Source organism: Synechococcus sp. CB0101 (assembly GCF_000179235.2).
In the GTDB taxonomy this organism is placed as follows: domain Bacteria; phylum Cyanobacteriota; class Cyanobacteriia; order PCC-6307; family Cyanobiaceae; genus Vulcanococcus.
This window is the reverse complement of sequence record NZ_CP039373.1, coordinates 2,070,374-2,094,050: the sequence shown is the minus strand read 5'-3', so window position 1 is coordinate 2,094,050 and position 23,677 is coordinate 2,070,374. Positions and strand designations below refer to the sequence as shown.

The following is a 23,677-nucleotide window of genomic DNA, read 5'->3' as shown; positions in this document are numbered from 1 at the left end:
CCCATGCGCCGCCGCTCCGCTGCTGCACTCGCCCTGGCCCTGTTGCTGCCCCTGCCGGGCCTAGCCGGAGAGGTCGTGGTGAAGCCGGGCGAGACCCTCTCGGAGATCGCCGAGCGCTACGGCACCAGTGTGCAGCGCCTGATGCAGCTCAACAACCTGCGCAGCCCGCAGGATCTCTGGGCCGGCAGCCGCATCCAGGTGCCCGGCGCCGGCGGCACCACCAGCCGCGGGGGCGGAAGCGGCAACTACACCGTGAAACCGGGCGAAACCCTCTCCGAAATCGCGGAGCGCTACGGCACCAGCGTGCAGCGCCTGATGCAGCTCAATGGCCTGCACAGTCCGCAGGATCTCTGGGCCGGCAGCCGCATCCAGGTGCCGGGTGCCGCAGGCGCCAGCAGCGGTGGGGGAACACGCACCACCACGGTGAAGGCCAACTACACCGTGAAACCTGGCGAAACCCTGTCCGAGCTGGCGGAGCGCTATGGCACCAGCGTGCAGCGCCTGATGGAGATGAACAACCTGCGCAGCGCCCAGGACCTCTGGGCCGGCAGCCGCATCCAGGTGCCCGTCACCCGCACCGCAGCCGCACCGAAGCCGGCCGTGAACAAAAACGCCACCCAGCACAAGGTGCAGAGCGGCGAAAGCCTCTCCGTGATCGCCAATCGCTACGGCGTATCACTGCAGAACCTGATCGCCATCAACGGCATCAGCGACCCCAACCAAGTGGTGGTGGGCCAAACCATCAAGCTGCGCGGCACCCCGAAACCCGCCCCCAAGCCGGCAATGAAACCCGTGGCGGCCAAGCCCAAGCCGGCACCCAAGCCCGCCCCAGTGGCGGCTAAACCGGCAGCCCAACCCACCCCGAAACCTGCCGTCGCCGCCCAGCCGGCAGCAACGCCTGTGGCCAGCAAGCCCGAGCCGAAGCCCGCTGTCGCCACGGCAGCACCAGCCGCCGCCACCACCGTTGCAGCCAAGCCTGAAACGAAACCAGAGCCCAAGCCGGAACCGAAGCCCGCGGCGAAACCCGCCGCCACTCCGGTGGCTGCGAAGCCAGCTGCCAAGCCTGCGGCCACCGCTGCAAAACCCGCCAAGCCAGGTAAGCCCTCGGCCCCAGATTGGCGCAATTACGGCCCCCTGCAGGTGGACTGGGCCAATTGGCAGCCGATGGGTGGCAGCTACGTGGCCCCGAGCCTGAACAGCGATGGCCAGCCCCTCTACCTGGCGATCAATTGCAACGCCAAGCGGCTCAATGCCACGGGGCAATCGGGCAGCTGGAAAACCTGGGATGCGCCCCAGAGCGATTTCGAGCACAAGCTGATTAACGACCTCTGCACCGCCAAGGGGGGCTGATCAGGCCGCCAGCCTGAAGGGCCAGGGCTGCCGCAAGAAGCGGCGACCAGCCGGGCGCAGCCAGAGGCGCTGGCTGCCGTCATCGCTCTCGGCGATCAGGTCTTCCTGCACCAGACGGCGCGCCAACCAACGCCAGCGCTCCACCTCCTCGCCTTCGGCCTGAGCGAGATCGTCGCCCAGGCTGCGCAGATCCACACCGCCCCGCTGCTCCAGCAGGGCCAGCACCTCAGCGGTCTGCTCCGACCAGTCGCTCAAGGCGGGGCGCTCCGTGCAGCGATCACAGCGGCCGCAGGGCGGCACCAGCTCACCCACTGCCAGCAGCAACGCCTGCTCCCGGCAAGCCGGGCCTTCCGCCACCGCTTCCATGCGGCGCAGCTGCTGCTGGGCCAGCTCCACCCGCTGACGCTCCTGGGGATCACTCACCGATTCCGCTGATGCGCGGATGGCCCAGCCCAGGCTGGTGCGGTCCTCTGGATCGAAGAGCACCAGACAGCACGCCGGCAGGCCATCGCGGCCAGCCCGACCGGATTCCTGGAGATACCCCTCAGGGCTCGCCGGCAAATCGAGGTGCAACACCAGGCCCACATCCGGCCGATCGACGCCCATCCCGAAGGCCACCGTGGCCACCAACACCGGCGCCGCATGCTCCTGGAAGTGGGTGAGGGCAAGGGCCCGGCTCTCCGGATCCATCCCGGCGTGATACGCGATCGCCTCAACGCCGGCATCGCAGAGCCGCCGCGCCCAGCTTTCCACCGAACGGCGGGTGCGTGCGTAGATCAGCTTGGCGCCTCGGGCTTCCGCCAGGGCCTCCAGCACCTGCGGCATCGGATCAGCCGGCCGCCGCCGCATCGCATAGGCCAGATTGTCGCGACGGGCAGAGCGCACCTGGATGAGCGGGCGCCGCAGCTCCAACATGCGAATCAAATCAGCCCGTACCCGAGGTGCCGCCGTGGCACTGAGGGCCACCAGCGGCACGCCTGGGCAGAGCCGACGCAGCTGGCCTAGGCGGCGGTAGTCGGGGCGGAAATCGTGGCCCCAGGCGCTGATGCAGTGGGCTTCATCGATGGCCACGCCCACCAACTGCCCCTGCTCGTGGATATCTTCCAGCAGTTGGCGGGTGGCCTCCACCTGCAGGCGCTCGGGTGCCAGATAGATCAGCCGCAGCCGGTTGCTGCGCACCCGGGCGATCAGATCGCGGCGGCGGGCCGGATCGAGCCCCCTATGCAAACAGGCCGCCGGAATGCCGCGGCGCTGCAGGTGCTGCACCTGATCTTCCATCAAGGCCACCAGCGGCGAAATCACCAGCACCAAGCCGCCACGCACCAGCGCAGGCAGCTGATAACAGAGCGATTTGCCAGCGCCCGTGGGCAGCACCGCCAGGCAGTCGCGCCCTTCGAGCATCGCCTCCACCACCGGCCGCTGGCCGGGGCGGAAGCTTGCCCAACCGAAATGCTCCTGCAGCGCCTGCTCCAGAGGATCCGCCATCAACCCGGCCTCAGCCGGCCTGGGCCATCACGGGGATCGCGGGGGCCTCGAGTTGATCCGGGGCCTCCTCCACCAGCTGCAGCCGCACCCGCTTACCGCCTGCCAGCTCCCCCAACGACACCCGCAGCGTGTTGCCGCTCAGGGTCTGCAGGGCGGTGAGTAGTTCCCGCAGATGGGGGGTGCTGCTGCCGCTCTCCACCCAAAGGCGCTCCTGCAATCCATTCAGACGCCGCCAACTGGTGTGCAACTTGAGAACGGCCGATTCCAATGCCTGGGCTTGACCCACCGCGTCGGCCAAGAGCCCAAGGGCATCCAGGCGCAGCGCTTCCTGCATGGCTTTATCAAAATCGAGCTCACCCTGCTGGAAGGCCCGCACCGACAGCCCCGCTTCAGTGGCCTTGCTCAACCAGCGGGCGGTGCTGGTCACATCCTTCACGCGCTCCAGCTCGGGCTCATCGCGCAGCACCTTGCGCAGGTCTTCCTGCTGTTCATCCGGCAGCTTGGCCAGCTCCTTCACCAGGGGCGCCACCGCCTTGGGGGGCAGCAGATTTTCCGCTGTGCGCTGGCGGATCTCCTCCGGCAGTAATGGGCTGGTCGCCGCCGTGAATTCATCGGTGAGCTGACGCACCTGCTTGCGGGTGATCTGCTGCCCATCGTTGGCGGCCTCGCCGATCATCAGCTGCACCTCGGGGTCGGCCTGGGCCGTTTCCATGAAGGCGCGCTTGGAGAAGTTGTTCACGCTGGTTTCTTCCAGCACGCCTTCGCCCAGCATCTGATCGGCCGATTCCGCCAGTTGGATCAGGGCGTAGGCCCGGGTTTTGCTGATCTCCTGCTCCCGGAGCCACTGCAGAAAGCCGGCCCCGCGGCCCTCACCACCACGGCGCTCGCGATCGCGCACCGCCTTGAGAATCCGCCCCCGCCAGATCTCGGTCTGCAGATCGAAGCGATCGCAGATGGCCCAGGCTTCCTCAATGCGTGCCAGGAACTCCATCGAGCTGATGGTGTCGCTCTCGGGATCCGGCAGATCGAGGCTGAAGGATGGGGCCTCGGCCATTGGGATGCGCTCAGGGAAGGTCGATGGTGCCACGTTTCGTGACGGCCGGTGAGAACACCCGCCCAGCGCGGGTACATTCCCTCTGACAGCCACCCTTTCTTTGCGCAGCGATGGCCATCTCCCGCGGCGACAAAGTGCGCATCAAGCGTCCTGAGTCCTACTGGTTCAACGAAGTCGGCACCGTTGCCTCGATCGACACCTCCGGCATCCGCTACCCCGTGGTGGTGCGCTTCGAGAAGGTGAACTACAACGGCGTGAGCGGCTCCGAAGGCGGCATCAACACCAACAACTTTGCTGAGAGCGAGCTCGAGAAGGCCTGATCCTCCGAGTCGTCTGCAGCAGCAGCCTTCCCCTTGAGCCCCGGTCTGTTCCAGGCCGGGGCTTTTGCGTGGTGAGCAGCACCCCTCGTGGCAGTCTGTGGCCCTGAAGCCATCCAGCTGCGCGTGCCTGAACTGCCCGAAGTGGAAACGGTGCGGCGCGGGCTGGAGCAGCAGGTGAGCGGCTTCGAGATTGCCCGTGTCGAGGTGCTGCGGGCCCGAGCGATCGCGTCACCGCCCTTACCGGAGCTCTTCTGCAGCGCCCTGGAGGGTTGCACCGTGCAGCAGTGGCTGCGGCGGGGCAAATACCTGATGGCCACGCTGCAACGCGGCGGCGCCGATGCAGGCCATTGGGGCGTGCACCTGCGCATGACCGGGCAGTTCCTATGGATGAACACCCCAGCCGAGCCCTGCCGCCACACGCGAGTCCGCATCTGGAATACCCAGGAGCAAGAACTGCGCTTTGTGGACCTGCGCAGCTTCGGAGAAATGTGGTGGGTGCCCCCAGGAGAACCGCTGGAGTCGGTGATGACCGGCCTACGCCGGCTGGGGCCGGAACCCTTCAGCACCGACTTCAGCGCTGAGCACTTAGCCGCCAAATTGGCAGGCTCAACCCGGTCGATCAAAACGGCCCTGCTGGATCAAGCCTTGGTGGCTGGGGTGGGCAACATCTACGCCGATGAATCGCTGTTCATGAGCCGGATCGCACCGCAAACACCGAGCGGACAGCTGGCACCAGCCCAGCTCAAGCGGTTGCACAGCGCCCTGGTGGAGGTGCTCGAAGCCAGCATCGGCGCAGGCGGCACCACATTCAGCGATTTCCGTGACCTCACCGGCACCAACGGCAACTACGGCAATGCAGCGTGGGTCTACCGGCGGAGTGGTGAACCGTGCCGGGTCTGCGGCACTCCCATACAGCGCGACAAGCTGGGGGGCCGCAGCAGCCACTGGTGCCCCAACTGCCAAGCTGCTTGATGGTGCCTGCGTTGTGGACCCATGGCCAATGCCAACACCACCGCCCTGGCCTCGGCGCTGAGCAAAGCGATGGCCAACATCCATCAGCGTGGCTGGTGTGATGGAACCGGCGGCAACTTCAGCTGTGTGCTGGAGCGCGATCCAGTGGTGCTGTTAATGGCACCCAGCGGGGTCGACAAGGGAAGCGTCGCCCCCCGTGATCTGATTCAAGTGAGTGAAACAGGCTCCGTGGTGGCGGGCAAAGGAAAAGCCAGCGCCGAAACGGCCCTGCACCTGGAAATCGTGAACAGCTGCGGAGCGGGGGCGGTGCTACACACCCATTCGCAGGCGGGAACACTTCTCTCGCAATGGGCCCTACAGCAGGGGAGTGCCGGCCAACCCCTGGAGCGTGGTCATCTTGAATTGCGCGATCTGGAAATGATGAAGGGACTCGAAGGCGTCAAAACCCATGCCTGCAGCGTGCAGATACCCGTGTACGCCAATGATCAAGATCTCGATTCCCTCTCCCTAAGAGTGCGGCCGGTATTGGCTGATGCACCCCATGGCGTGCTGATTGCAGGCCACGGCCTCTATGCCTGGGGCCGCAACCTTGGCACCGCTGTTCGCCATCTCGAGATCCTGGAGTTCCTGCTGGAGCAACGCTGGCGTCAGTTGCTGCTGGAGGCATTGGTGCAGCGTCCGCAAACCGCATCAGCAACGCCATGACCATCACCCACCTGCTGCTGGATATCGAAGGAACCACCTGCCCGGTGAGTTTTGTAGCGGACGTGCTCTTCCCCTATGCCCGAGCCGCGATCCCAGACTTTCTGAACACCCACGGCCAGGATCCCGAGATTCAGCAGCTAGCAAACGACGTGGAGTCAGCCTGGCGCAACGATTCCTCAACCGAGGCCGTGGCCCTACTGCAGGTCTGCCAAGAGCAGCAGGGCGCTGCGCGTGTTGCGCCCTACCTTCAGCACTTGATCGATCGCGATGTGAAGCTCACAGCGCTGAAAGATCTGCAGGGCCGGATCTGGCGTTCTGGTTACGCCAGTGGAACTTTGGTGGCGCCGCTGTTCAGCGATGTTGCTGAATCACTACAACGCTGGCATCAAGAAGGCTTCACGTTGGCGGTGTACTCGTCTGGATCTGCTCCAGCACAACAACTGCTATACGGCCACAGCACAGCGGGCGACTTAAGACCTCTCTTCAGCCACTGGTTTGACACACGCATCGGGTCCAAACAAGAGCCCGCGAGCTACAGCGCAATTGCCGAGCAGATGAAGGCAGCCGCGCAGCAGGTGCTGTTCATCAGTGATGCCCTGAGCGAGCTAGAAGCAGCTTCAGCAGCTGGCATGGCTGTGCTGTTCAGTGATCGCGAGGGCAACCCAGGGCGAGACAGCGGCAGGTTTGAGAGAATCAACGATTACCGCAGGCTCAATCCCGCGCATGGCCCTGAGTGATCGTGACCAGGAGATTCTCTCCATCAATCAAGCCATGCTCGACAGCGTGGTGAATGGCGACTGGAGCCGTTATGCCACCTTCTGCGCGGCCGACCTGAGCTGCTTCGAGGGGGAAACCAACGGACACTTGGTAGAAGGCCTGCCCTTCCACCAGTACTACTTCAACCTCCCGGCCGGCGATGCACCCGCCACAGCCGTGACGGTGACGATGGCCCGCCCGCACCTGCGATGGCTCAGCGATGACGCCGTCGTACTCAGCTACACCCGCCTCACCCAACGGCTCGCTGGCGGGGAACCGATCACAGCCAGCTGCTGCGAAACCCGCATCTGGCAACGCACCAACGGCAGCTGGCAGCAGGTGCACGTCCATCGCAGCTGAGCAGAGCTGTTTGCTGAATCCGCCGAGATCCCAGCAGGTGAGGAGGATTCCCATCCATCCAGCCTGCTGGTCTTCTGCCTTTGGGGTATCTGACTGATTCAGTACTGCGTGGATGGTCTTTAGCAATTGCGCTACAGCCTCACCTCCCCGCAGCCAACAAAAAAGCCACCCTGTCGGGTGGCTTCTCTGTCTCATCGCTCCAATCGGCTGATCAACAGCAGCAACTAGAACGTGAGATGGCTAGAGCAAAGAGTGTTTTACCTGGCATCGACCTATTTTCTCAGGGGGCTACCCCCCAAATATCGTCGGCGCTGCATCGTTTCACAGCCGAGTTCGAGATGGATCGGAGTGGTTCCAATGCGCCATGGACACCAGGATAGAAAACTTGGGTGACAAGCTTTCAAAGCATTCTTCGCTCTCAGGTGAACCCTGAGAACTGCATAGGTTACAGACCAGTCCGTCTGCCTGCTGACGCAGGTGTTGGAGGTCCGCTCTAGAAGACAAAGATCTCGCCTTTTTCAAGGTTTGAGAGCTGAGGTTTGGTCAAGCCCTCGGTCTATTAGTACTCCTCTGCTTCACGCATTACTGCGCTTCCACATAGAGCCTATCAACGGGTGTTCTGCCCGTGACCTTACTGGCTTAAGCCATGGGAATACTCATCTTGAGGTGGGCTTCCCACTTAGATGCTTTCAGCGGTTATCCACTCCGCACATGGCTACCCAGCGTTTACCGTTGGCACGATAACTGGTACACCAGAGGTGCGTTCCTCCCGGTCCTCTCGTACTAGGGAGAAATCCTCTCAATATTCCTGCGCATGCACCGGATATGGACCGAACTGTCTCACGACGTTCTGAACCCAGCTCGCGTACCGCTTTAATGGGCGAACAGCCCAACCCTTGGGACCGACTTCAGCCCCAGGTTGCGATGAGCCGACATCGAGGTGCCAAACCTCCCCGTCGATGTGAACTCTTGGGGGAGATCAGCCTGTTATCCCTAGAGTAACTTTTATCCGTTGAGCGACGGCCCTTCCACGCAGAACCGTCGGATCACTAAGGCCTACTTTCGTACCTGTTCGACTTGTAGGTCTCACAGTCAAGCTCCCTTCTGCCTTTACACTCGTCGGCTGATTTCCAACCAGCCTGAGGGAACCTTTGCGCGCCTCCGTTACCTTTTAGGAGGCGACCGCCCCAGTCAAACTGCCCACCAGATACTGTCCGGTCCCCGGATAACGGGTGACCGTTAGAACCCTAGCTCGCAAAGAGTGGTATCTCACCAGTGGCTCACCATCACCCACAAGCAATGGATCAAAGCCTCCCACCTATCCTGCGCATTGCGAGCCCGAGCACAATACCAAGCTACAGTAAAGCTTCATAGGGTCTTTCTGTCCGGGTGCACGTAGTCCGCATCTTCACAGACAATTCTATTTCGCCGAGCCTCTCTCCGAGACAGCGCCCAGATCGTTACGCCTTTCGTGCGGGTCGGAACTTACCCGACAAGGAATTTCGCTACCTTAGGACCGTTATAGTTACGGCCGCCGTTCACCGGGGCTTCAGTCGTTAGCTTCGCTTGCGCTGACCAACTTCTTTAACCTTCCGGCACTGGGCAGGCGTCAGCCCCCATACATCGTCTTGCGACTTAGCGGAGACCTGTGTTTTTGGTAAACAGTCGCCTGGGCCTATTCACTGCGACCAGCTCGCGCTGGCACCCCTTCTCCCGAAGTTACGGGGTCATTTTGCCGAGTTCCTTAGAGAGAGTTACCTCGCGCCCCTCGGTATTCTCTACCACCCCACCTGTGTCGGTTTCGGGTACAGGTAATCATGCCTTAACGGGTATAGGGCTTTTCTTGGAAGCTTGACGTCACCAACTTCGCTTCCGTAGAAGCTCGCACTCACGCCTCAGCTCAAGCTGTTTTCGCCAGCTCTCAACGCCTCGAACGCTTGGACCGGTAACCAACATCCGGATTGGCTAGCCTTCTCCGTCCCCCTTCCCAAAACATGATCAGTACAGGAATGTTGACCTGTTGTCCATCGACTACGCCTTTCGGCCTCGCCTTAGGTCCTGACTAACCCTCCGCGGACGAGCCTGCCGGAGGAACCCTTAGGGTTTCGGGGAATGGGATTCTCACCCATTTTTTCGCTACTCAAGCCGACATTCTCACTTCCATGCAGTCCACGCCCGCTTACGCTAACGCTTCACCCCACATGGAACGCTCCCCTACCATTAAACAAGTTTAATCCGCAGCTTCGGTACAACGCTTAGCCCCGTTCATTTTCGGCGCAGGATCGCTCGACCAGTGAGCTATTACGCACTCCTTTGAGGATGGCTGCTTCTAGGCAAACCTCCTGGTTGTCTGGGCAATCCCACCTCCTTTATCACTTAGCGTTGATTTGGGGACCTTAGCTGGCGGTCTGGGCTGTTTCCCTTTCGACCATGGAGCTTATCCCCCACAGTCTGACTGCCTAGTTACACACAGGGTATTCAGAGTTTGTCTCGATTTGGTACCGCTCTCGCAGCCCGCACCGAAACAGTGGCTTTACCCCCTGCTGGAGCACTAGACGCTACGCCTCAACGTATTTCGGGGAGAACCAGCTAGCTCCGGGTTCGATTGGCATTTCACCCCTAACCACAGCTCATCCGCTGATTTTTCAACATCAGTCGGTTCGGACCTCCACTTGGTATCACCCAAGCTTCATCCTGGCCATGGTTAGATCACCCGGGTTCGGGTCTATAAACACTGACAATCGCCCTATTCAGACTCGCTTTCGCTATGGCTCCACCATTCCCGGTTTAACCTGCCAGTGCCTATAAGTCGCCGGCTCATTCTTCAACAGGCACACGGTCACCCGATCAGTCGGGCTCCCATTGCTTGTAAGCTCACGGTTTCATGTTCTATTTCACTCCCCTCCCGGGGTTCTTTTCACCTTTCCCTCGCGGTACTGTTGCGCTATCGGTCACACAGGAGTACTTAGCCTTACGAGGTGGTCCTCGCGGATTCACACGGAATTTCACGTGCTCCGTGCTACTCGGGATACAGCTAGCTCAGTTCAATTTTCGAATACGGGACTTTCACCCTCTGTGGTGCGCCATTCAAACGCTTCTTCTAATCTCCCTGATACACGTTGCTGTCCCACAACCCCGATGGTCGAAACCATCGGTTTAGGCTCTTCCCCGTTCGCTCGCCGCTACTGAGGGAGTCGTTTTTACTTTCCTTTCCTCCAGCTACTAAGATGTTTCAGTTCGCTGGGTTGGCTCGCACCGCCCTATGGATTCAGGCGGCCGTTCTAGGGGTTGCCCCATTCGGAAATTCCCGGATCAAAGCGTTTTTCCAGCTCCCCGAGACTTATCGCAGGTAAACACGTCCTTCATCGCCTCTGTGTGCCAAGGTATCCACCGTGAGCCCTTTGTAGCTTGACCAAATTAATCCTCCTAACGCTTCAGGCTGTTGAGGCCTATTCTCTCGAATTTGGCAAGCAGCTTCGCTATTGATCGGTCTCCCAATCTGCAAGCGGCTCTGCCGCAAATAAGGATCAGACTCCCGTCGGCTCGGMGCCGTTGGAAGAACGCTAGAAGGTCTCGGCTCTCAAAAATAGAATCACGACATAACATCAGCTTTGCAGCTTYTGTCATCTCGCCTCTATGAGATGCTTTGTCTTTCCAGACTCACCTATGCAGTTGTCAAGGTTCTGCTGAATCTCATTGAAAAAGCCCCTCGCGAGGCTCCTTCGCTGAATCCAGCATCAGATCAACCATCTCAACCTTGATCCTTGGATCAAAGACTGGGGAATGATCTGAGGCTGAACTCCACTCGATCTCTCGAGTGCTCTTGATCAGCGAACAACGTCTACCTCACCTCACAAGAATTGCTTCCTGCTTCAGGAGTTCAGATGTTAGTGGAGGTTAGCGGACTCGAACCGCTGACATCCTGCTTGCAAAGCAGGCGCTCTACCAACTGAGCTAAACCCCCAATTGATCCATCGCTGGACCTTGGCATGGGCCATCCTGGACTTGAACCAGGGACCTCACCCTTATCAGGGGTGCGCTCTAACCACCTGAGCTAATGGCCCAGGAAGTGAACCCTCTATGGGGTGACCTAGACAACGTTTAGGAACTAAAAATCAAGACTTGAGCATGAATGACTTACCGAGGTATCCCATTCATCCCAACCTTGAAGTTGAGGTACCGATCGACCTTCGAGATGACAGGATCATGGCCTGAGAATAAAGTACTCAGACATCACGATCAGTTGTTGTCTCCCTGTTAGGAGGTGATCCAGCCGCACCTTCCGGTACGGCTACCTTGTTACGACTTCACCCCAGTCATCAGCCCCACCTTCGACATCCTCCTCCACAAGGGTTGGAGTAACGGCTTCGGGCGTGGCCAACTTCCATGGTGTGACGGGCGGTGTGTACAAGGCCCGGGAACGTATTCACCGCAGTATGCTGACCTGCGATTACTAGCGATTCCTCCTTCACGTAGGCGAGTTGCAGCCTACGATCTGAACTGAGCCACGGTTTATGGGATTTGCTAGCTCTCGCGAGTTTGCTGCCCTTTGTCCGTAGCATTGTAGTACGTGTGTAGCCCAGGATGTAAGGGGCATGATGACTTGACGTCATCCACACCTTCCTCCGGTTTATCACCGGCGGTCTCGCTAGAGTGCCCAACTAAATGCTGGCAACTAACGACGTGGGTTGCGCTCGTTGCGGGACTTAACCCAACATCTCACGACACGAGCTGACGACAGCCATGCACCACCTGTCACTGCGTTCCCGAAGGCACTCTTCTGTTTCCAAAAGATTCGCAGGATGTCAAACCCTGGTAAGGTTCTTCGCGTTGCATCGAATTAAACCACATACTCCACCGCTTGTGCGGGCCCCCGTCAATTCCTTTGAGTTTCACACTTGCGTGCGTACTCCCCAGGCGGAACACTTAACGCGTTGGCTACGACACCGAGGGGGTCGATTCCCCCGACACCTAGTGTTCATCGTTTACGGCCAGGACTACAGGGGTATCTAATCCCTTTCGCTCCCCTGGCTTTCGTCCATGAGCGTCAGTTATGGCCCAGCAGAGCGCCTTCGCCACTGGTGTTCTTCCCGATATCTACGCATTTCACCGCTACACCGGGAATTCCCTCTGCCCCTACCACACTCTAGTCTTACAGTTTCCATTGCTGAAATGGAGTTAAGCTCCACGCTTTAACAACAGACTTACAAGACCGCCTGCGGACGCTTTACGCCCAATAATTCCGGATAACGCTTGCCACTCCCGTATTACCGCGGCTGCTGGCACGGAATTAGCCGTGGCTTATTCATCAAGTACCGTCAGATCTTCTTCCTTGATAAAAGAGGTTTACAGCCCAGAGGCCTTCATCCCTCACGCGGCGTTGCTCCGTCAGGCTTTCGCCCATTGCGGAAAATTCCCCACTGCTGCCTCCCGTAGGAGTCTGGGCCGTGTCTCAGTCCCAGTGTGGCTGATCATCCTCTCAGACCAGCTACTGATCGATGCCTTGGTAGGCTCTTACCCCACCAACTAGCTAATCAGACGCGAGCTCATCCTCAGGCGAAATTCATTTCACCTCGCGGCATATGGGGTATTAGCGGCCGTTTCCAGCCGTTATCCCCCTCCTGAGGGCAGATTCTCACGCGTTACTCACCCGTCCGCCACTAACCCGAAGGTTCGTTCGACTTGCATGTGTTAAGCACGCCGCCAGCGTTCATCCTGAGCCAGGATCAAACTCTCCGTTGTAGTTCAAGTCCTGTTGACTTCACCTCATCAGCAAGCTGCTTCGGCTCATCTCAACTTGAATTGCTCATCACCCGCTCGATCCACTGGCGCAGATCTCACAGTTGGAGCCACTCCCTCTGACAGAAGCGTTCAAAGAGTGCAAAACAAAATTTCTTTCGTCTCGACTTTCCAGGATCTCAGATCCGGTCGTTGCTCCACCTCCTGCACACCGACACATTCAACAACCGTGAGAGTCATCGATCGTGTAAAGCAGCAGGCTTCTGCAACTTAAAATTTTTGACGGGACCTCACACCTTCACTGCTCTTTGCGGCCAACCTCCCACAGCCTCAATACCCTCTCGAGTGGATCCTGCAGGCGGCTGACGCAGTGAAAGCGTCAGTTCCTAAACGTTTCAGTTGTCCAGGTGCTCCAGAAAACAAAACCTGCCTCGCGGCTCGGCTTCGCTCTCGGATCAGCGGCCTCTCGACCGCTTGTTGAACCTACATCACCGACTGCTCGGCTCTCGGTTCCAAGCGGCCTCTCAGCCGCTTGATGAACCTACAACACCGATCTCTCGGCGTTTTCGGTTCCTGCGACGTTCGCCTCTCGGCTCCCGCGCAGTCCAAAACCATAACACCGGCTACCGCCGCCCTGTCAAGTCGACGACACCAGCGCGTCAGCCCAAGGCTTGAACCTGGCCAGCGTGGCGTCATCACGGGCCGCCAGTACTGGGAAGTTGGCCTGCGAGAGGTCTTCGCCTGCCTGCAGCGCAGCTGGATCACGCACCAACCAACGCATCGGGCAGTGGAGCTCCTGCAAGACCAGCCAGGCTGCCGCCAGATCCCAGATCTTCGGAGTGGCCTCCAACGCTGAGATGGTCTGGCCCATGCCCACGCTCACCAGATTCAGGCTGGCCACGCCCAGCAAGCGGATTTTTCCGGGGAAACGCTGGTTGGGCAGCTTCTGCAACACGCCGATCGATCGGCTGCAGAGGGACGCACAGCCGGCCACCTGATTCCGGGCAGCCGGGGGATTCAATTTCATGTGCTTGCGCCAGGCACCACCCCCTCGGATCGCCACGATGCGTTGGCGGAGCGATGGAACGTCGAGCACGGCGAGAACAGGCACACCCCGCTCGAACCGCGCCAGCGAGATCGCCCAATAGGGAATGCCGGCGGCGAAGTTGGTGGTGCCATCCAGCGGATCCACCACCCAGTAGGCCTCGCTGCTGGGAACGCATTGGCTGCCCTCCTCACTCAGCACGCCTTCACCGGGATAGAGCTGAGCCAGGCCCTCCACCAGGGCCGCATCACTCCAACGGTCACAGGCGGTGATCAAGCTGCCATCGGGTTTGGCTTCGGAATCGAGCTGGCCAAAATCCTGGCGCTGACGCTCAGCCACTCGATCCAACAACAGGCCCAGAGCGTCGAGACCCTCCGGCATGCGAATGGGCGAATCGGTCATCCGAGCTCCATGGCAAGAACGCGATCAAGGCTGCGGACGGTGTCGTCGCGGAACTGACGCAGATTCACGCGGCTCAACAGCACCAGCGCAAAAACAGCGATCGCCGCCTCAACAACAAACACAGCGGCATAGGCGGGAAACGCCTGATCAGCAGGACTGAACGAGCGGGCGAGATCCAGCAGCCCGCCCCCGAGCACCTTTCCGGCCGCGCGGGAATAGGCCTGCGCCAAACCCCACACCCCCACAAAGGTGCCAGCCACTTCCGGCAGGGTGAGATCAAGCATCAACACCAGCGTGGCATTGGTACCAATGCCTGTGGCTAGACCAAACAGAAAAAGCACCAGCTTGAGTAGCTGGGGCTCTGCGCTGAAACCCACCAGTGTGAGCAGCAGCAACGAAGCCAAAATCAGCTGACACCCCAGGCGAGCACAGGCAAACTTCCCGAGACGGGGCACCAGCCAGAGACCCGCCAGCAGCAAACCCACGAGCGTGCCGATCCCCCACACAGCACTGAGGGACGCCGTAGCTGCAATCGGCAAGCCAAACACCTCAGCTCCGTAGCTCTCCAGGATCGGGTCCTGCAGAAACACCGCCAGGGTGAAGGCCAGCAGGAAGCAGAAAAACACCAGCACCTGGCGGCTGGAGGTGATCAAGCGCCAGGCCAGACCAAGGGTGATGGCATCGTCGCGATCTTCGGCGCGACTGAGCTGCTGACGGCGCCCCGGCACTTCGATACCCCAAGTGGCCACGAGCGTGAGGCCAAACACCACCAGACTCACCCGGGTCATGAAGCTGAACAGGGCCGACTCCAACAGAGATGGATCGGTAACGCCATCGAGGCCTTTCAGGCAGATCGAGCTGGCGATCGCGCCCACCACGATGCCCACGGTGAGCAGACACCAGATCAACCCCACCGCGCGAGGCCGTTCCTCCTCGGTGGTGCTGTCGATCACCAGGGCGAGATAGGGCGTGGTGGCCAGCGACACGGCCAGGCCGTAGCAGGCGGTGAGCCCGCAGAGCGCCGCAACGCCAAGGCCAATGCCCCAGGCTGCTCCGGCTTCAAGGGCCGTGTGCAACCGAAAGATCAGCGGGATCAGCAGCACCGCCAGGGTGCAAAACAGCGCCGCTCCTATCCAGATGTAGGGCGTGCGGTGCCTGCCGATGAGTGGATGGGCATCGGACACCTGGCCAAACAGGATGCGCGACGGTGCCACCAACTGCTCAAACGCCAGGGCCCCGCCTACTAAAAGGCCGGGAAAGCCTAGCTCCGTGAGCATCACCCGGTTGAGCAACCCCACAAAAATCACGGCCAGGCAGCCGACACAGCCTTGAAACAGGCCGAGCCGCAGCAATCGGGGAAGAGGAAGAGACAGCTGTCAGGGTTCAGCTGACTGCTGACGTTAGGACGGTTTGAGCGGCAGCGTTAGGAGCTCGGCAGAGCCGGCACAGGAATCTGGCAAGCGGGCTGCAGAGGCTCGGGAGGCACTGGAATGTTCTCCATGTCGTCAAGCACAGGCTTCTGGGAGCCAAGGCTGGCGGGTTGACACACGGCCACTTGATCGAGACCAGTGCGGCGACGGAGCTCGGCCAGGCTATTATTATAGGAGGCCAAAGACCTTGAGTAATTAATCTCTGCTCGGGTGAGATCTCGCTGGTTATCCACTACTTCACGCTGCGTGCTTACACCAGCTTGAAAGCGCAAGCGCGCCAACCGAAGCGACTCGCGAGCTGAGATCACTTCGCGCGATGTTGTTTGGATGTTGCGATTGGACTGGCGGAGCTGGTAAAAACTCTCCTCAACGTCGAAACGGAGCTGGTCGCGAGTACTTGCGAAGCGGAAGCTGTTTTCTTGGGCTCTTTGCTTAGCCTTGCGGTATTGAGCGCGCGCAGCGCCACCATCGAAAAGTGTTACACTGGCCTGCAAACCAATTGTGTTTTCAAGATCCCAGCCGCTCGTGCCAGGCTGATCAACAAATATACGGTCAACACCATCGTAACGGGAACCCCTGAGGTTATTAAAGATGGTGAGGAAGGGCTGGACATCAGCGATAGAACTATTGGCCTGACTGTTAGCAACTGAGACCTCTAAGAGGGCGTTATCAAGCTCTTCACGGAAGGCGTATGCGGCGATCACGCTTTCCTGGAGCGACGGCGTCCAAACACCAAGTGGACGAAGTGGCTGTGTGGCAGTTGGACTTACGTTCTGAGGAAGGTCAAGTAGTCGGGCAAGATCGCGACGGGCGATTGATTGGCTGGCAAGAGCATCGGTAAGGGTTTGCTGATCGCGCGCCAGCTGAGTTTCCGCTTCAAGCACCTCAAGTTTTGTTGCCACACCTGCCTGAAAACGGGCACGCGCATCTCGGAGGCTTACGAGTGAAGCTCGAACGGCATCTTGACCAATTCTTACGTTCTCGTCAGCGAACTGAAGCTGAAAATAGGACTGAGCAGCTTGGAGACGCAGGTCTCGGAGCGCAATCAGATATTGATTCTTCGCTTGCTCAAACTTGTCTCGGGCGGCAGCAATATCGGGAACGCGCTTAGGATCGATCAGACTCCACGAAGCCTGCAAGTTAGCGTCCATATTCCAGCGACTCGTGTAGCCATATTCAGCAGGGCTGCGAACGAACCCACCCGAAGAAGGATCGACTGAAGGCCGCGTGATCCTGTAATTTCCACCGGTATAAACAGGAAGATTATTAGCGTTCAGCTTTAAGCTTGGATACCAAGCAGAAATCTGCGTACGCAACTCGCTCTGAGCCTGATCCACCTGACTTGCAATAGCCTTCAGATTTGGGTTATTAACCTCAGCAAGATTCTCAACATCCTTCAGCGAGAGCGGGCGCAATTCAGCAATGCGCACCTGCTCTGGCTTGTTGGGCAGAGCCAGCGTGGCGGGAGCCGCGAGGTTCTGCAGGCTCGGATCGAGCTTGGTGGCGGCAGGAGCCAGCACGCTGGCATCGGATTTCGGCCTGGTGCCCTTCACCTGCGGTGCTAGGGGAAGCGGCTCCTGAACACTGGCCGTGGGCTGCTCTTGAGCAAAGCCGGTGCCGGAGAGTGCCAGCAGACCGGAGCCAGCTGCAGCAAGCCAGGTCTTGAAGGGTCGCGTCACCGAAAAACTCTGCCCAGATAAAAGTCGTCCCGGCGAGCTTAGTCAGTTCAGGTGGCGATGCCCAGGCAACGGGCCACGATCTCAGCTGCCCCTCCCACCAGTTGCACCGGCACTGGCAACTGGGCTGCAACGGCCTCGAGGCGTTGGTCGTCGAGAAACACCGGCTCCCCTTGCCGCAGCATCACAGCAGGAAGCAGCAGTTCCTGACCGAGATCGCGGCCCGCAAGCCCCTCCAGGAGATCGGAACCCGTGAGCAGGCCGGTGACCACCTGGTCTTGCCCCCAGTAGGGGCTCGGCAAACCATGGAGCAGCAGCTCCAGCCCCTGGACCGCATTGAGCCGATCCACGGCTGGCTGGAGCGCTTCGGCCACCAGCAGCCCCACCACCCAGCTCACCCGCCTGGGCTGAGGCAACGCGGCTGGCAAGGAGGCCGTGGCCTCATCCATGGCCTCGAGGAAGGCACGAATACTGCCCACCCCGTTGCCCTCCTGGGGCAGGTCTTCGTAGTTGTCGCGCGGCGGCAGGGGATAACCCGCCATCAGATACCACTCATCGGAGAGCCAGGCGAAGCGGCTACCCAGCTCCGCTTGAAAGCGCTGCTGCATGGGCTCCACCTGGGCGATCACCCGCTGCGCGCAGGCGCGATCCACCGGCACCAGCCCATCACCTTCGGGCCGGTAGCGGGTGAGGCCCACGGGCACCACCGCCGCAGACAGCACCGCTGGCCACTCACCAGCGGCGAAGCTCGCTAGATCGGTGAGGGTGCGCTCCAGGGCTGCGCCATCGTTGAGCCCGGGGCACACCACCACCTGGGCGTGGATCTGCAACTCCCGTTCCTGGAACCAAGCCAATTGCTCCATCAGCAGAGCAGCCCTGGGATTCACCAGCAGGCGCGAGCGCAGCTCAGGCTCGGTGGCATGCACCGAGACAAACAACGGCGAGAGACGTTGCTCTTCAATGCGCTGCCAATCGCTGGCGGTGAGGTTGGTGAGGGTGAGATAGGAGCCGTAGAGAAAGCTCAGGCGGTAGTCGTCGTCTTTGAGATAGAGGCTGCGGCGGTGGCCGGGGGGCTGCTGATCGATGAAGCAGAACGGGCAATGGTTGTTGCACTGCCTGAGGCCATCGAAGAGGGCCTCGCTGAAGGCCAACCCCAATCCCTCGTCGGCATCCTTCTCCAGCTCCACCACGTGCACCGTGCCGTCGGGGTCCTGCACCTCCAGGGTGAGGTCCTCAGCACAGACCAGAAACTGCAGATCAATCAAATCGCGCGGGCGTACGCCGTTCACGCTCAGCAACCGATCACCGGGCTGAATGCCCAGCTCATCCCCGATGGATTCCGGCTCTACCGCATCCACCAACGCCGGCTGGGGCAGCCGCATCTGTTCGGCATCCACCAGGGGAACACCGGCCGAGGGTTCCTTCCACACAGGCGCTGCCCGTTTGTGCTTGCTGCACCCAGTGTGGGCGCTCAGCCCGCCAGGCGACCAACCCAGAGCAGCAGGCCAACGCCGAAGAAGAGCCGGTAACCCACAAACCACCAGGTGCTGTGGTGCTGCAGGAAGCGCAGCAACCAGGCAATCGCCAGCCACGACACCACCGCTGAGGTGGCGATGCCCACCATCAGGGGCAGCACGCCGCCAGCAATGGGCTGGCTGAAAGCATCTTTGAGCTCCACCAGGCCAGCCAGGGTGATCGCTGGAATGCCCAACAAAAACGAAAAGCGGGCGGCATCGGGGCGCTTCCAGCCATCCAACAGCGCCGCGGTGAGGGTGCTACCGGAGCGGGACACACCCGGAATCAACGCCAGGGCCTGAGCCAGGCCCACCCACACGCCATCGCGAACGGCCACCTGCTCCAGCAAGCGGCGGCGGCAACCGATGCGCTCTGCCAGGGCCAGCAGCAGGGCCATCACGATCGACACCAGCGCAATCGAGGTAAGGCTGCGCAGGGGCGACTGGTCAAAATTGGGCACCCAGAGCTTGATCGCCAGGCCCGCCACGAGGATCGGGATCGTGCCGAGGGCGATCGCCAAGCCGAGCCTGGCCTGGGGATCGTCCCAGCGGCGCTGGCGCAAGCCTTGACCAACGCCCATCAACACCTGGCGCAGGTCGTCGCGAAAGAAGCCCACCACCGCCAGGATGCTGCCGAGCTGGATCACGGCGGTCACCGCCACGCCTGGATCTCCCCAGCCCAACAGCACGGGCACCACCTTCAAGTGGGCGGTGCTGCTGATCGGCAGGAATTCCGTGAGCCCCTGCACCACGCCCAAGACGAAAAAGCGCCAGCAGGCTTGAAGCACCCCGAGCTGATCGGTCGGGGGGATGGCAGCGAACACCGCAGGAGAAGCAGTAATAAGGCGACCCTATGGCGCCAAGCCAGCTCTGACCAGCAGCGGGAACACCAGAGGCGTCCCCTAAGGTTGCACAACTTTCTTCACACAGTGGTGATCGGGGTACCGCCCAACCTCACGGTGGCCGCGATGCCCCCCAGCACCCGTGTGGCATCCAGCCGCGCCACGGGTGGCGTTGGGCTCGGAATCAGCCTGGCAGGAGCTCTGCTGGTGGCCCTGCCGGTGTTCCTGCAGGCTCCGTGGGTGCGTTTGGCCCCTTTCAGCGCCGCCCTGTTCACCGCTCCCCTTCTGCTGGCTGGCCTGGTGCTGGCGGACCACGCCAATCCCAACCTGAGCCGAGCCGGCACCCTCTTGGTGGGATTCAGCGGCAGCTGGCTGGGGGGCTGCCTCTTCTGGGGCTGGTGCCGCCTGCATCCGCTCTGGCACCTACCGATCGAAGCCTTTGCCTTGCCCTTGGCCCTCGGAGGGCTGAACACGCGCTGGCGCCTGGCCGCCAGCTTCTATCTGGCCTCTCTGCTGGGCACCGCTTGCACCGATGGAGTCATGGCCATCACTGGGGTGATGCGTCACTGGACCGAAGTGCTTCTTGCCCCCACCCATCAGGCTCCGCTCCAACTGCAGGCTGCCGCCCTGGAGGTGATGCAGCCCATGCCGCTGGCCGTCACGCTGCTGGCCGGAACCCTGCTGCTTGGCCTATGCCGACGCTTTTGGCAGCATCCAGATCCCGCCTGGCGACTGGCCGCCTCCGCCATCGCCACCACCCTGGCCGTGGATGGACTGTTTCTGGCCGCCGCCCTCTGGGCACCACAGCTCAGCGGCCTGATCTGAAGAACTGCAAAAGCCTGCTCGCCGCGCTTCAAAGGGCAGGCGTCTCACCTGTAGCTTTGCAACGCTGCTTGGCAGCCCCTGTGATTCCCGTTCAGACGGAGACTTCGATGAAACGGCTGGTTTCGTGGCTCATGAGTGGCGTGCTGCTGGCCAGCCTGCTCTTCGGCCTGGTGATGGCACCCGCAGCCCAGGCCGCCGATCTCAGCAACGTTGCCGACGAGAAGATCGCCGAGCGCGGCGACAAGGTGGACCTGAACAACTGCTCGGTCCGCCGCTTCCAGGCCTTCCCTGGGATGTACCCCACCCTCGCCGGCAAAATCGTGCTGGGAGGCCCGTACACCAGTGTTGATGATCTGTTCAACCTGGATCTGACCGACCGCCAGAAGGAACTGGTGGAGAAGTACAAGGACAACTTCACCGTGACCCCGGCTTCGATCGCCCTGAACGAAGGATTCGATCGCATCAACGACGGCCAGTACCGCTGATCGCCGGCCAGGTTGATCCCTGCGCTGTAAATTCCCTCATCGGTTCCAGCCGTCGGGCCCTCCCGGCGGCTTTTTTGTTGCCCTTCACGCCTCGGGCTCCGTGGTTCAGCTGCCCTCCAACTGGGATGTGATCGTGGTGGGCGGCGGCGCCGCTGGGTTGATGGCGGCCCTGGAGCTTCCGGCGGAGCTGCGGGTGCTGCTGCTCAGCAAAGACCATGCCCCCCGCTCCTCCAGCCGCTGGGCCCAGGGGGGTATTGCGGCGGTCACCAATGCCGACGACAGCTTCGCGAGTCATCGCGATGACACCCTCAAAGCCGGGGGCGGTCTGTGTGATCCACCGGCGGTGGAACTGCTGGTAAGAGAGGCCCCTGCCTGCGTGGAGCGGTTGCTGGAACTGGGGATGGACTTCGATCGCCATCACGGCAACCTGAGCACCACATTGGAGGCGGCCCACAGCCACCGGCGCGTGCTGCATGCCCAGGACCGCACCGGCGGGGCCCTGGTAGACGCCCTGGAACGACGGGTGCTGCAGCGCCCTGGACTGGTGCGCCTGCAGGGGGCCCTGGCCCTGCAGCTCTGGATCGAGGCAAACCGCTGCTGCGGCCTGCAGATGCTGCATGCGGGCAGGCTGCGCTGGTTGCGAGCCGGAGCCGTGGTGCTGGCCACCGGTGGCGGTGGCCACCTCTACGCCAACACCACTAACCCATCCCAGGCCAGCGGAGACGGCATTGCCATGGCCTGGCAGGCCGGAGCGGCGATCCGCGATCTGGAATTTGTGCAGTTCCACCCAACGGCGCTGATGCTGCCGGGGGCACCGCACTTCCTGATCTCCGAAGCGGTGCGGGGAGAGGGGGCACGGCTGGTGGATGGCCATGGAGGCAGTCCGGTGAGCCATCTCCCCCAGGGCGACCTGGCCCCGAGGGATGCGGTGAGCCGCGCCCTGGTGCAGTGCATGCGCGAGCAACAACTCGAGCATGTGTGGCTGGATCTACGCCCGGTGGGTCAGGCCCGACTGGAGCAGCAATTCCCCACGATCCTCGGGCGCTGCCGGGAATTGGGGCTGGAACCCACCAGCAGCCCCATTCCCGTGGCTCCGGCTGCCCACTACTGGATGGGCGGGGTTCGCACCAACGCCACCGCCGCCACCACCGTGGCCGGGCTCTACGCCGTGGGCGAAGCCGCCAGCACAGGCGTGCATGGTGCCAATCGCCTGGCCAGCAATTCCTTGATGGAGTGTCTGGTGTTTGCCCGTCAGCTGCGACAACTGGAGTGTCCGCCGGTGGCAGCACCCCTGCAAGCCACGCTGCACACCCTCAGCGGCTTACCGGTGCCGACCGGCGAACACTTCCGGCAACTGGAGCGCACCCTCGGCGAGGTGCGCCGCCTCTGCTGGCAGGTAGCGGGCGTGGAACGCCAGGGCCATGCCTTGCGAGAGGGCCTGCATCAGATCGCAGGTCTGCGTGAGCCGATCGAAAGCGACCCTTGGCTGCGGGCCGCAGCGGCTTTGCCGCAAGTCCAATACTGCGATCTGGGCACCACAGCCAGCGCCTGGATCAGCCGCGCCCACGACCTGCAGCAACGGCTGGTGGTGACGCAACTGCTCTTGGAGGCGGCCCTGTTTCGGCAAGAGAGCCGGGGTGGTCATTTCCGCGTCGATGCCCCGGCAGCTCAGCCCTTTTGGCGGCGCCACACGCTGCAGCAGCGCCACCAGCCGATTCACACCGAGGCCGTGGCCCCACTCAGTTGAGCGCCGGGCCCTTGTAGCCGATCAGCTCAGCCAACTTCAGCAACGGTTTCACGCCGGAATCGAGGGATCCGTTGATTTCCCAGGTGGGATAACCCTCGATCTTCTTGGCGTCGCAGAGCTCCTTCTGGCTATTGCGGCCATCGGGGGCGCACTCAATCACGGTGAGCTTTTCGGTGGCTTCCCGGCCGAACAGTTCCTTCTGATCGTGGCAGTGGGGGCACCAGTAGGCCGTGTACATCTTGGCCCCCTTGGCCGTGAGCTGCTCCGCCAGAGCGATGGTGGCGGCGGTGCTCTCGGCGCGCACCGGCGGCGGCACACCCTTGCCGGTCTCCACCGCCGGCTGGCCCACCGAGGCCGCCCAGCCCAGTCCGATCACTCCCACCACCAGGGCGGTAATCAGCCCGCGGAAGATCAGCTGGCCGCGGTCCTCCCAATCGCCACCCAACAGGCTCAGCACCAGCAGGGCCGTGCTCAGGAGCGCCGAGAGAATGCAGAAGGGGCAGCAATCTCGGATGGCAAAAGCCATCACACCAATCAGAACGGCACTAAACACGGTCATGCCGGTGCCCAGCAGGGCCATACCCCACCAGCTGGGCTGCGCCAAGTTCTGGCGGGCCTCGCCCTGCAGCACCAGCGGCACCACCGCCATCAGCAGCATGGCGGCATAGGCCAGAAAGCCAAACAGCGAGAGGGGCTGACCCAGCAGGCTGCCCCAGTCGCTGGAGAGCACCTTCTCGCAACCGTTGCAGCCAAAGAATCCCTGGCTGTTGCAGCTCAGCGACGCCAGCACACCCCACTTCTTGAGGGTGATCGAACCCGTATCGATGGCACCGATCGTGGCCAACACGGCCATCGCCACCCGGATCCACTTGCTGCCGGAGTCGCCGCGACGCCGCTGACCGGCTAGGCGCTCACTGAGGCGGGAGGAGGTCACTCAGGAGATCTCTTTGCTGGGCTGATTGTGGCAGGC

The 23,677-nt window shown here is 61.6% G+C and carries 17 protein-coding genes, 2 tRNA genes and 3 rRNA genes; 9 read left to right on the top strand and 13 right to left on the bottom strand.

Annotation, left to right across the window (positions count from 1 at the left end):
* Nucleotides 1–3: 3 nt before the first annotated feature.
* Nucleotides 4–1,350 (top strand): LysM peptidoglycan-binding domain-containing protein, encoded by a 1,347-nt coding sequence (locus tag CB0101_RS11205; RefSeq protein WP_010311435.1) that lies wholly within the window; start codon nucleotides 4–6, stop codon nucleotides 1,348–1,350.
* Here the strand turns inward: CB0101_RS11205 and CB0101_RS11200 are convergent, their stop codons facing one another.
* Together CB0101_RS11200 and CB0101_RS11195 are read right to left on the bottom strand one after the other, a co-directional pair.
* A complete protein-coding gene (locus tag CB0101_RS11200) occupies nucleotides 1,351–2,835 on the bottom strand; it encodes an ATP-dependent DNA helicase RecQ (RefSeq protein ID WP_010311438.1) in 1,485 nt (494 codons plus the stop codon).
* Between the two features lie 10 nt (nucleotides 2,836–2,845).
* Nucleotides 2,846–3,889 carry a hypothetical protein gene (locus tag CB0101_RS11195; protein ID WP_010311440.1) on the bottom strand — a complete coding sequence of 348 codons (1,044 nt, stop codon included), beginning with the start codon at nucleotides 3,887–3,889 and terminating at the stop codon, nucleotides 2,846–2,848.
* A 110-nt stretch (nucleotides 3,890–3,999) separates the two neighbouring features.
* Between CB0101_RS11195 and CB0101_RS11190 the strand changes: the two genes are divergently transcribed.
* From CB0101_RS11190 to CB0101_RS11170, 5 genes are all read left to right on the top strand, one after another.
* Entirely contained in the window at nucleotides 4,000–4,209 is a 210-nt protein-coding gene (locus CB0101_RS11190) for a photosystem I reaction center subunit IV (RefSeq protein WP_010311442.1), read from the top strand.
* Between the two features lie 123 nt (nucleotides 4,210–4,332).
* Nucleotides 4,333–5,181, top strand: a complete 849-nt coding sequence (locus tag CB0101_RS11185) for a DNA-formamidopyrimidine glycosylase (RefSeq protein WP_029553129.1) — start codon at nucleotides 4,333–4,335, stop codon at nucleotides 5,179–5,181.
* Nucleotides 5,182–5,202: 21 nt separating this feature from the next.
* Nucleotides 5,203–5,886 (top strand): methylthioribulose 1-phosphate dehydratase, encoded by a 684-nt coding sequence (gene mtnB, locus CB0101_RS11180; protein ID WP_010311446.1) that lies wholly within the window; start codon nucleotides 5,203–5,205, stop codon nucleotides 5,884–5,886.
* Nucleotides 5,883–6,623 (top strand): acireductone synthase, encoded by a 741-nt coding sequence (gene mtnC, locus CB0101_RS11175; protein ID WP_010311448.1) that lies wholly within the window; start codon nucleotides 5,883–5,885, stop codon nucleotides 6,621–6,623. The genes mtnB and mtnC overlap by 4 nt, the downstream gene beginning before the upstream one ends.
* A complete protein-coding gene (locus CB0101_RS11170; RefSeq protein ID WP_010311451.1) occupies nucleotides 6,610–7,002 on the top strand; it encodes a DUF4440 domain-containing protein in 393 nt (130 codons plus the stop codon). Before mtnC ends, CB0101_RS11170 begins: the two co-directional genes overlap by 14 nt.
* 259 nt (nucleotides 7,003–7,261) lie before the next feature.
* Here the strand turns inward: CB0101_RS11170 and rrf are convergent.
* The 10 genes from rrf to CB0101_RS11120 all read right to left on the bottom strand — a co-directional run bounded on the left by rrf (nucleotide 7,262) and on the right by CB0101_RS11120 (nucleotide 19,632).
* A 5S ribosomal RNA gene (gene rrf, locus CB0101_RS11165) occupies nucleotides 7,262–7,378 on the bottom strand.
* A gap of 163 nt (nucleotides 7,379–7,541) precedes the next feature.
* Nucleotides 7,542–10,416 (bottom strand): 23S ribosomal RNA (locus CB0101_RS11160).
* A gap of 477 nt (nucleotides 10,417–10,893) precedes the next feature.
* A tRNA-Ala gene (locus CB0101_RS11155) sits at nucleotides 10,894–10,966 on the bottom strand.
* 26 nt (nucleotides 10,967–10,992) lie between these two features.
* Nucleotides 10,993–11,066, bottom strand: a tRNA-Ile gene (locus CB0101_RS11150).
* A gap of 193 nt (nucleotides 11,067–11,259) precedes the next feature.
* A 16S ribosomal RNA gene (locus tag CB0101_RS11145) occupies nucleotides 11,260–12,744 on the bottom strand.
* The 16S, 23S and 5S rRNA genes sit together here with 2 tRNA genes alongside, the layout of an rRNA operon.
* Nucleotides 12,745–13,378: 634 nt before the next feature.
* The gene (locus tag CB0101_RS11140; protein ID WP_010311461.1) at nucleotides 13,379–14,188 is read right to left on the bottom strand and encodes an inositol monophosphatase family protein; all 810 of its coding nucleotides are present in this window, start codon (nucleotides 14,186–14,188) and stop codon (nucleotides 13,379–13,381) included.
* Nucleotides 14,185–15,540, bottom strand: a complete 1,356-nt coding sequence (locus tag CB0101_RS11135) for a BCD family MFS transporter (protein ID WP_010311464.1) — start codon at nucleotides 15,538–15,540, stop codon at nucleotides 14,185–14,187. The genes CB0101_RS11140 and CB0101_RS11135 overlap by 4 nt, the downstream gene beginning before the upstream one ends.
* 71 nt (nucleotides 15,541–15,611) lie before the next feature.
* Entirely contained in the window at nucleotides 15,612–17,297 is a 1,686-nt protein-coding gene (locus CB0101_RS11130; RefSeq protein WP_043718123.1) for a TolC family protein, read from the bottom strand.
* A 47-nt stretch (nucleotides 17,298–17,344) separates the two neighbouring features.
* Complete coding sequence (locus tag CB0101_RS11125) at nucleotides 17,345–18,724, bottom strand: TIGR03279 family radical SAM protein (RefSeq protein ID WP_010311475.1); 1,380 nt, start codon at nucleotides 18,722–18,724, stop codon at nucleotides 17,345–17,347.
* A 41-nt stretch (nucleotides 18,725–18,765) separates the two neighbouring features.
* Complete coding sequence (locus CB0101_RS11120) at nucleotides 18,766–19,632, bottom strand: undecaprenyl-diphosphate phosphatase (protein ID WP_010311478.1); 867 nt, start codon at nucleotides 19,630–19,632, stop codon at nucleotides 18,766–18,768.
* Between the two features lie 108 nt (nucleotides 19,633–19,740).
* Between CB0101_RS11120 and CB0101_RS11115 the strand changes: the two genes are divergently transcribed.
* From CB0101_RS11115 to nadB, 3 genes are all read left to right on the top strand, one after another.
* A complete protein-coding gene (locus CB0101_RS11115; protein WP_246833751.1) occupies nucleotides 19,741–20,475 on the top strand; it encodes a DUF3120 domain-containing protein in 735 nt (244 codons plus the stop codon).
* A 107-nt stretch (nucleotides 20,476–20,582) separates the two neighbouring features.
* The gene (gene psbU, locus CB0101_RS11110) at nucleotides 20,583–20,960 is read left to right on the top strand and encodes a photosystem II complex extrinsic protein PsbU (protein WP_010311483.1); all 378 of its coding nucleotides are present in this window, start codon (nucleotides 20,583–20,585) and stop codon (nucleotides 20,958–20,960) included.
* A gap of 100 nt (nucleotides 20,961–21,060) precedes the next feature.
* Nucleotides 21,061–22,707 carry an L-aspartate oxidase gene (nadB, locus tag CB0101_RS11105; RefSeq protein WP_010311484.1) on the top strand — a complete coding sequence of 549 codons (1,647 nt, stop codon included), beginning with the start codon at nucleotides 21,061–21,063 and terminating at the stop codon, nucleotides 22,705–22,707.
* On the opposite strand, the gene CB0101_RS11100 is transcribed toward nadB, so the two are convergent.
* Nucleotides 22,700–23,641 carry a vitamin K epoxide reductase family protein gene (locus tag CB0101_RS11100; protein ID WP_010311486.1) on the bottom strand — a complete coding sequence of 314 codons (942 nt, stop codon included), beginning with the start codon at nucleotides 23,639–23,641 and terminating at the stop codon, nucleotides 22,700–22,702. The two genes, nadB and CB0101_RS11100, sit on opposite strands and share 8 nt — an antisense overlap.
* Nucleotides 23,642–23,677 lie beyond the last annotated feature (36 nt).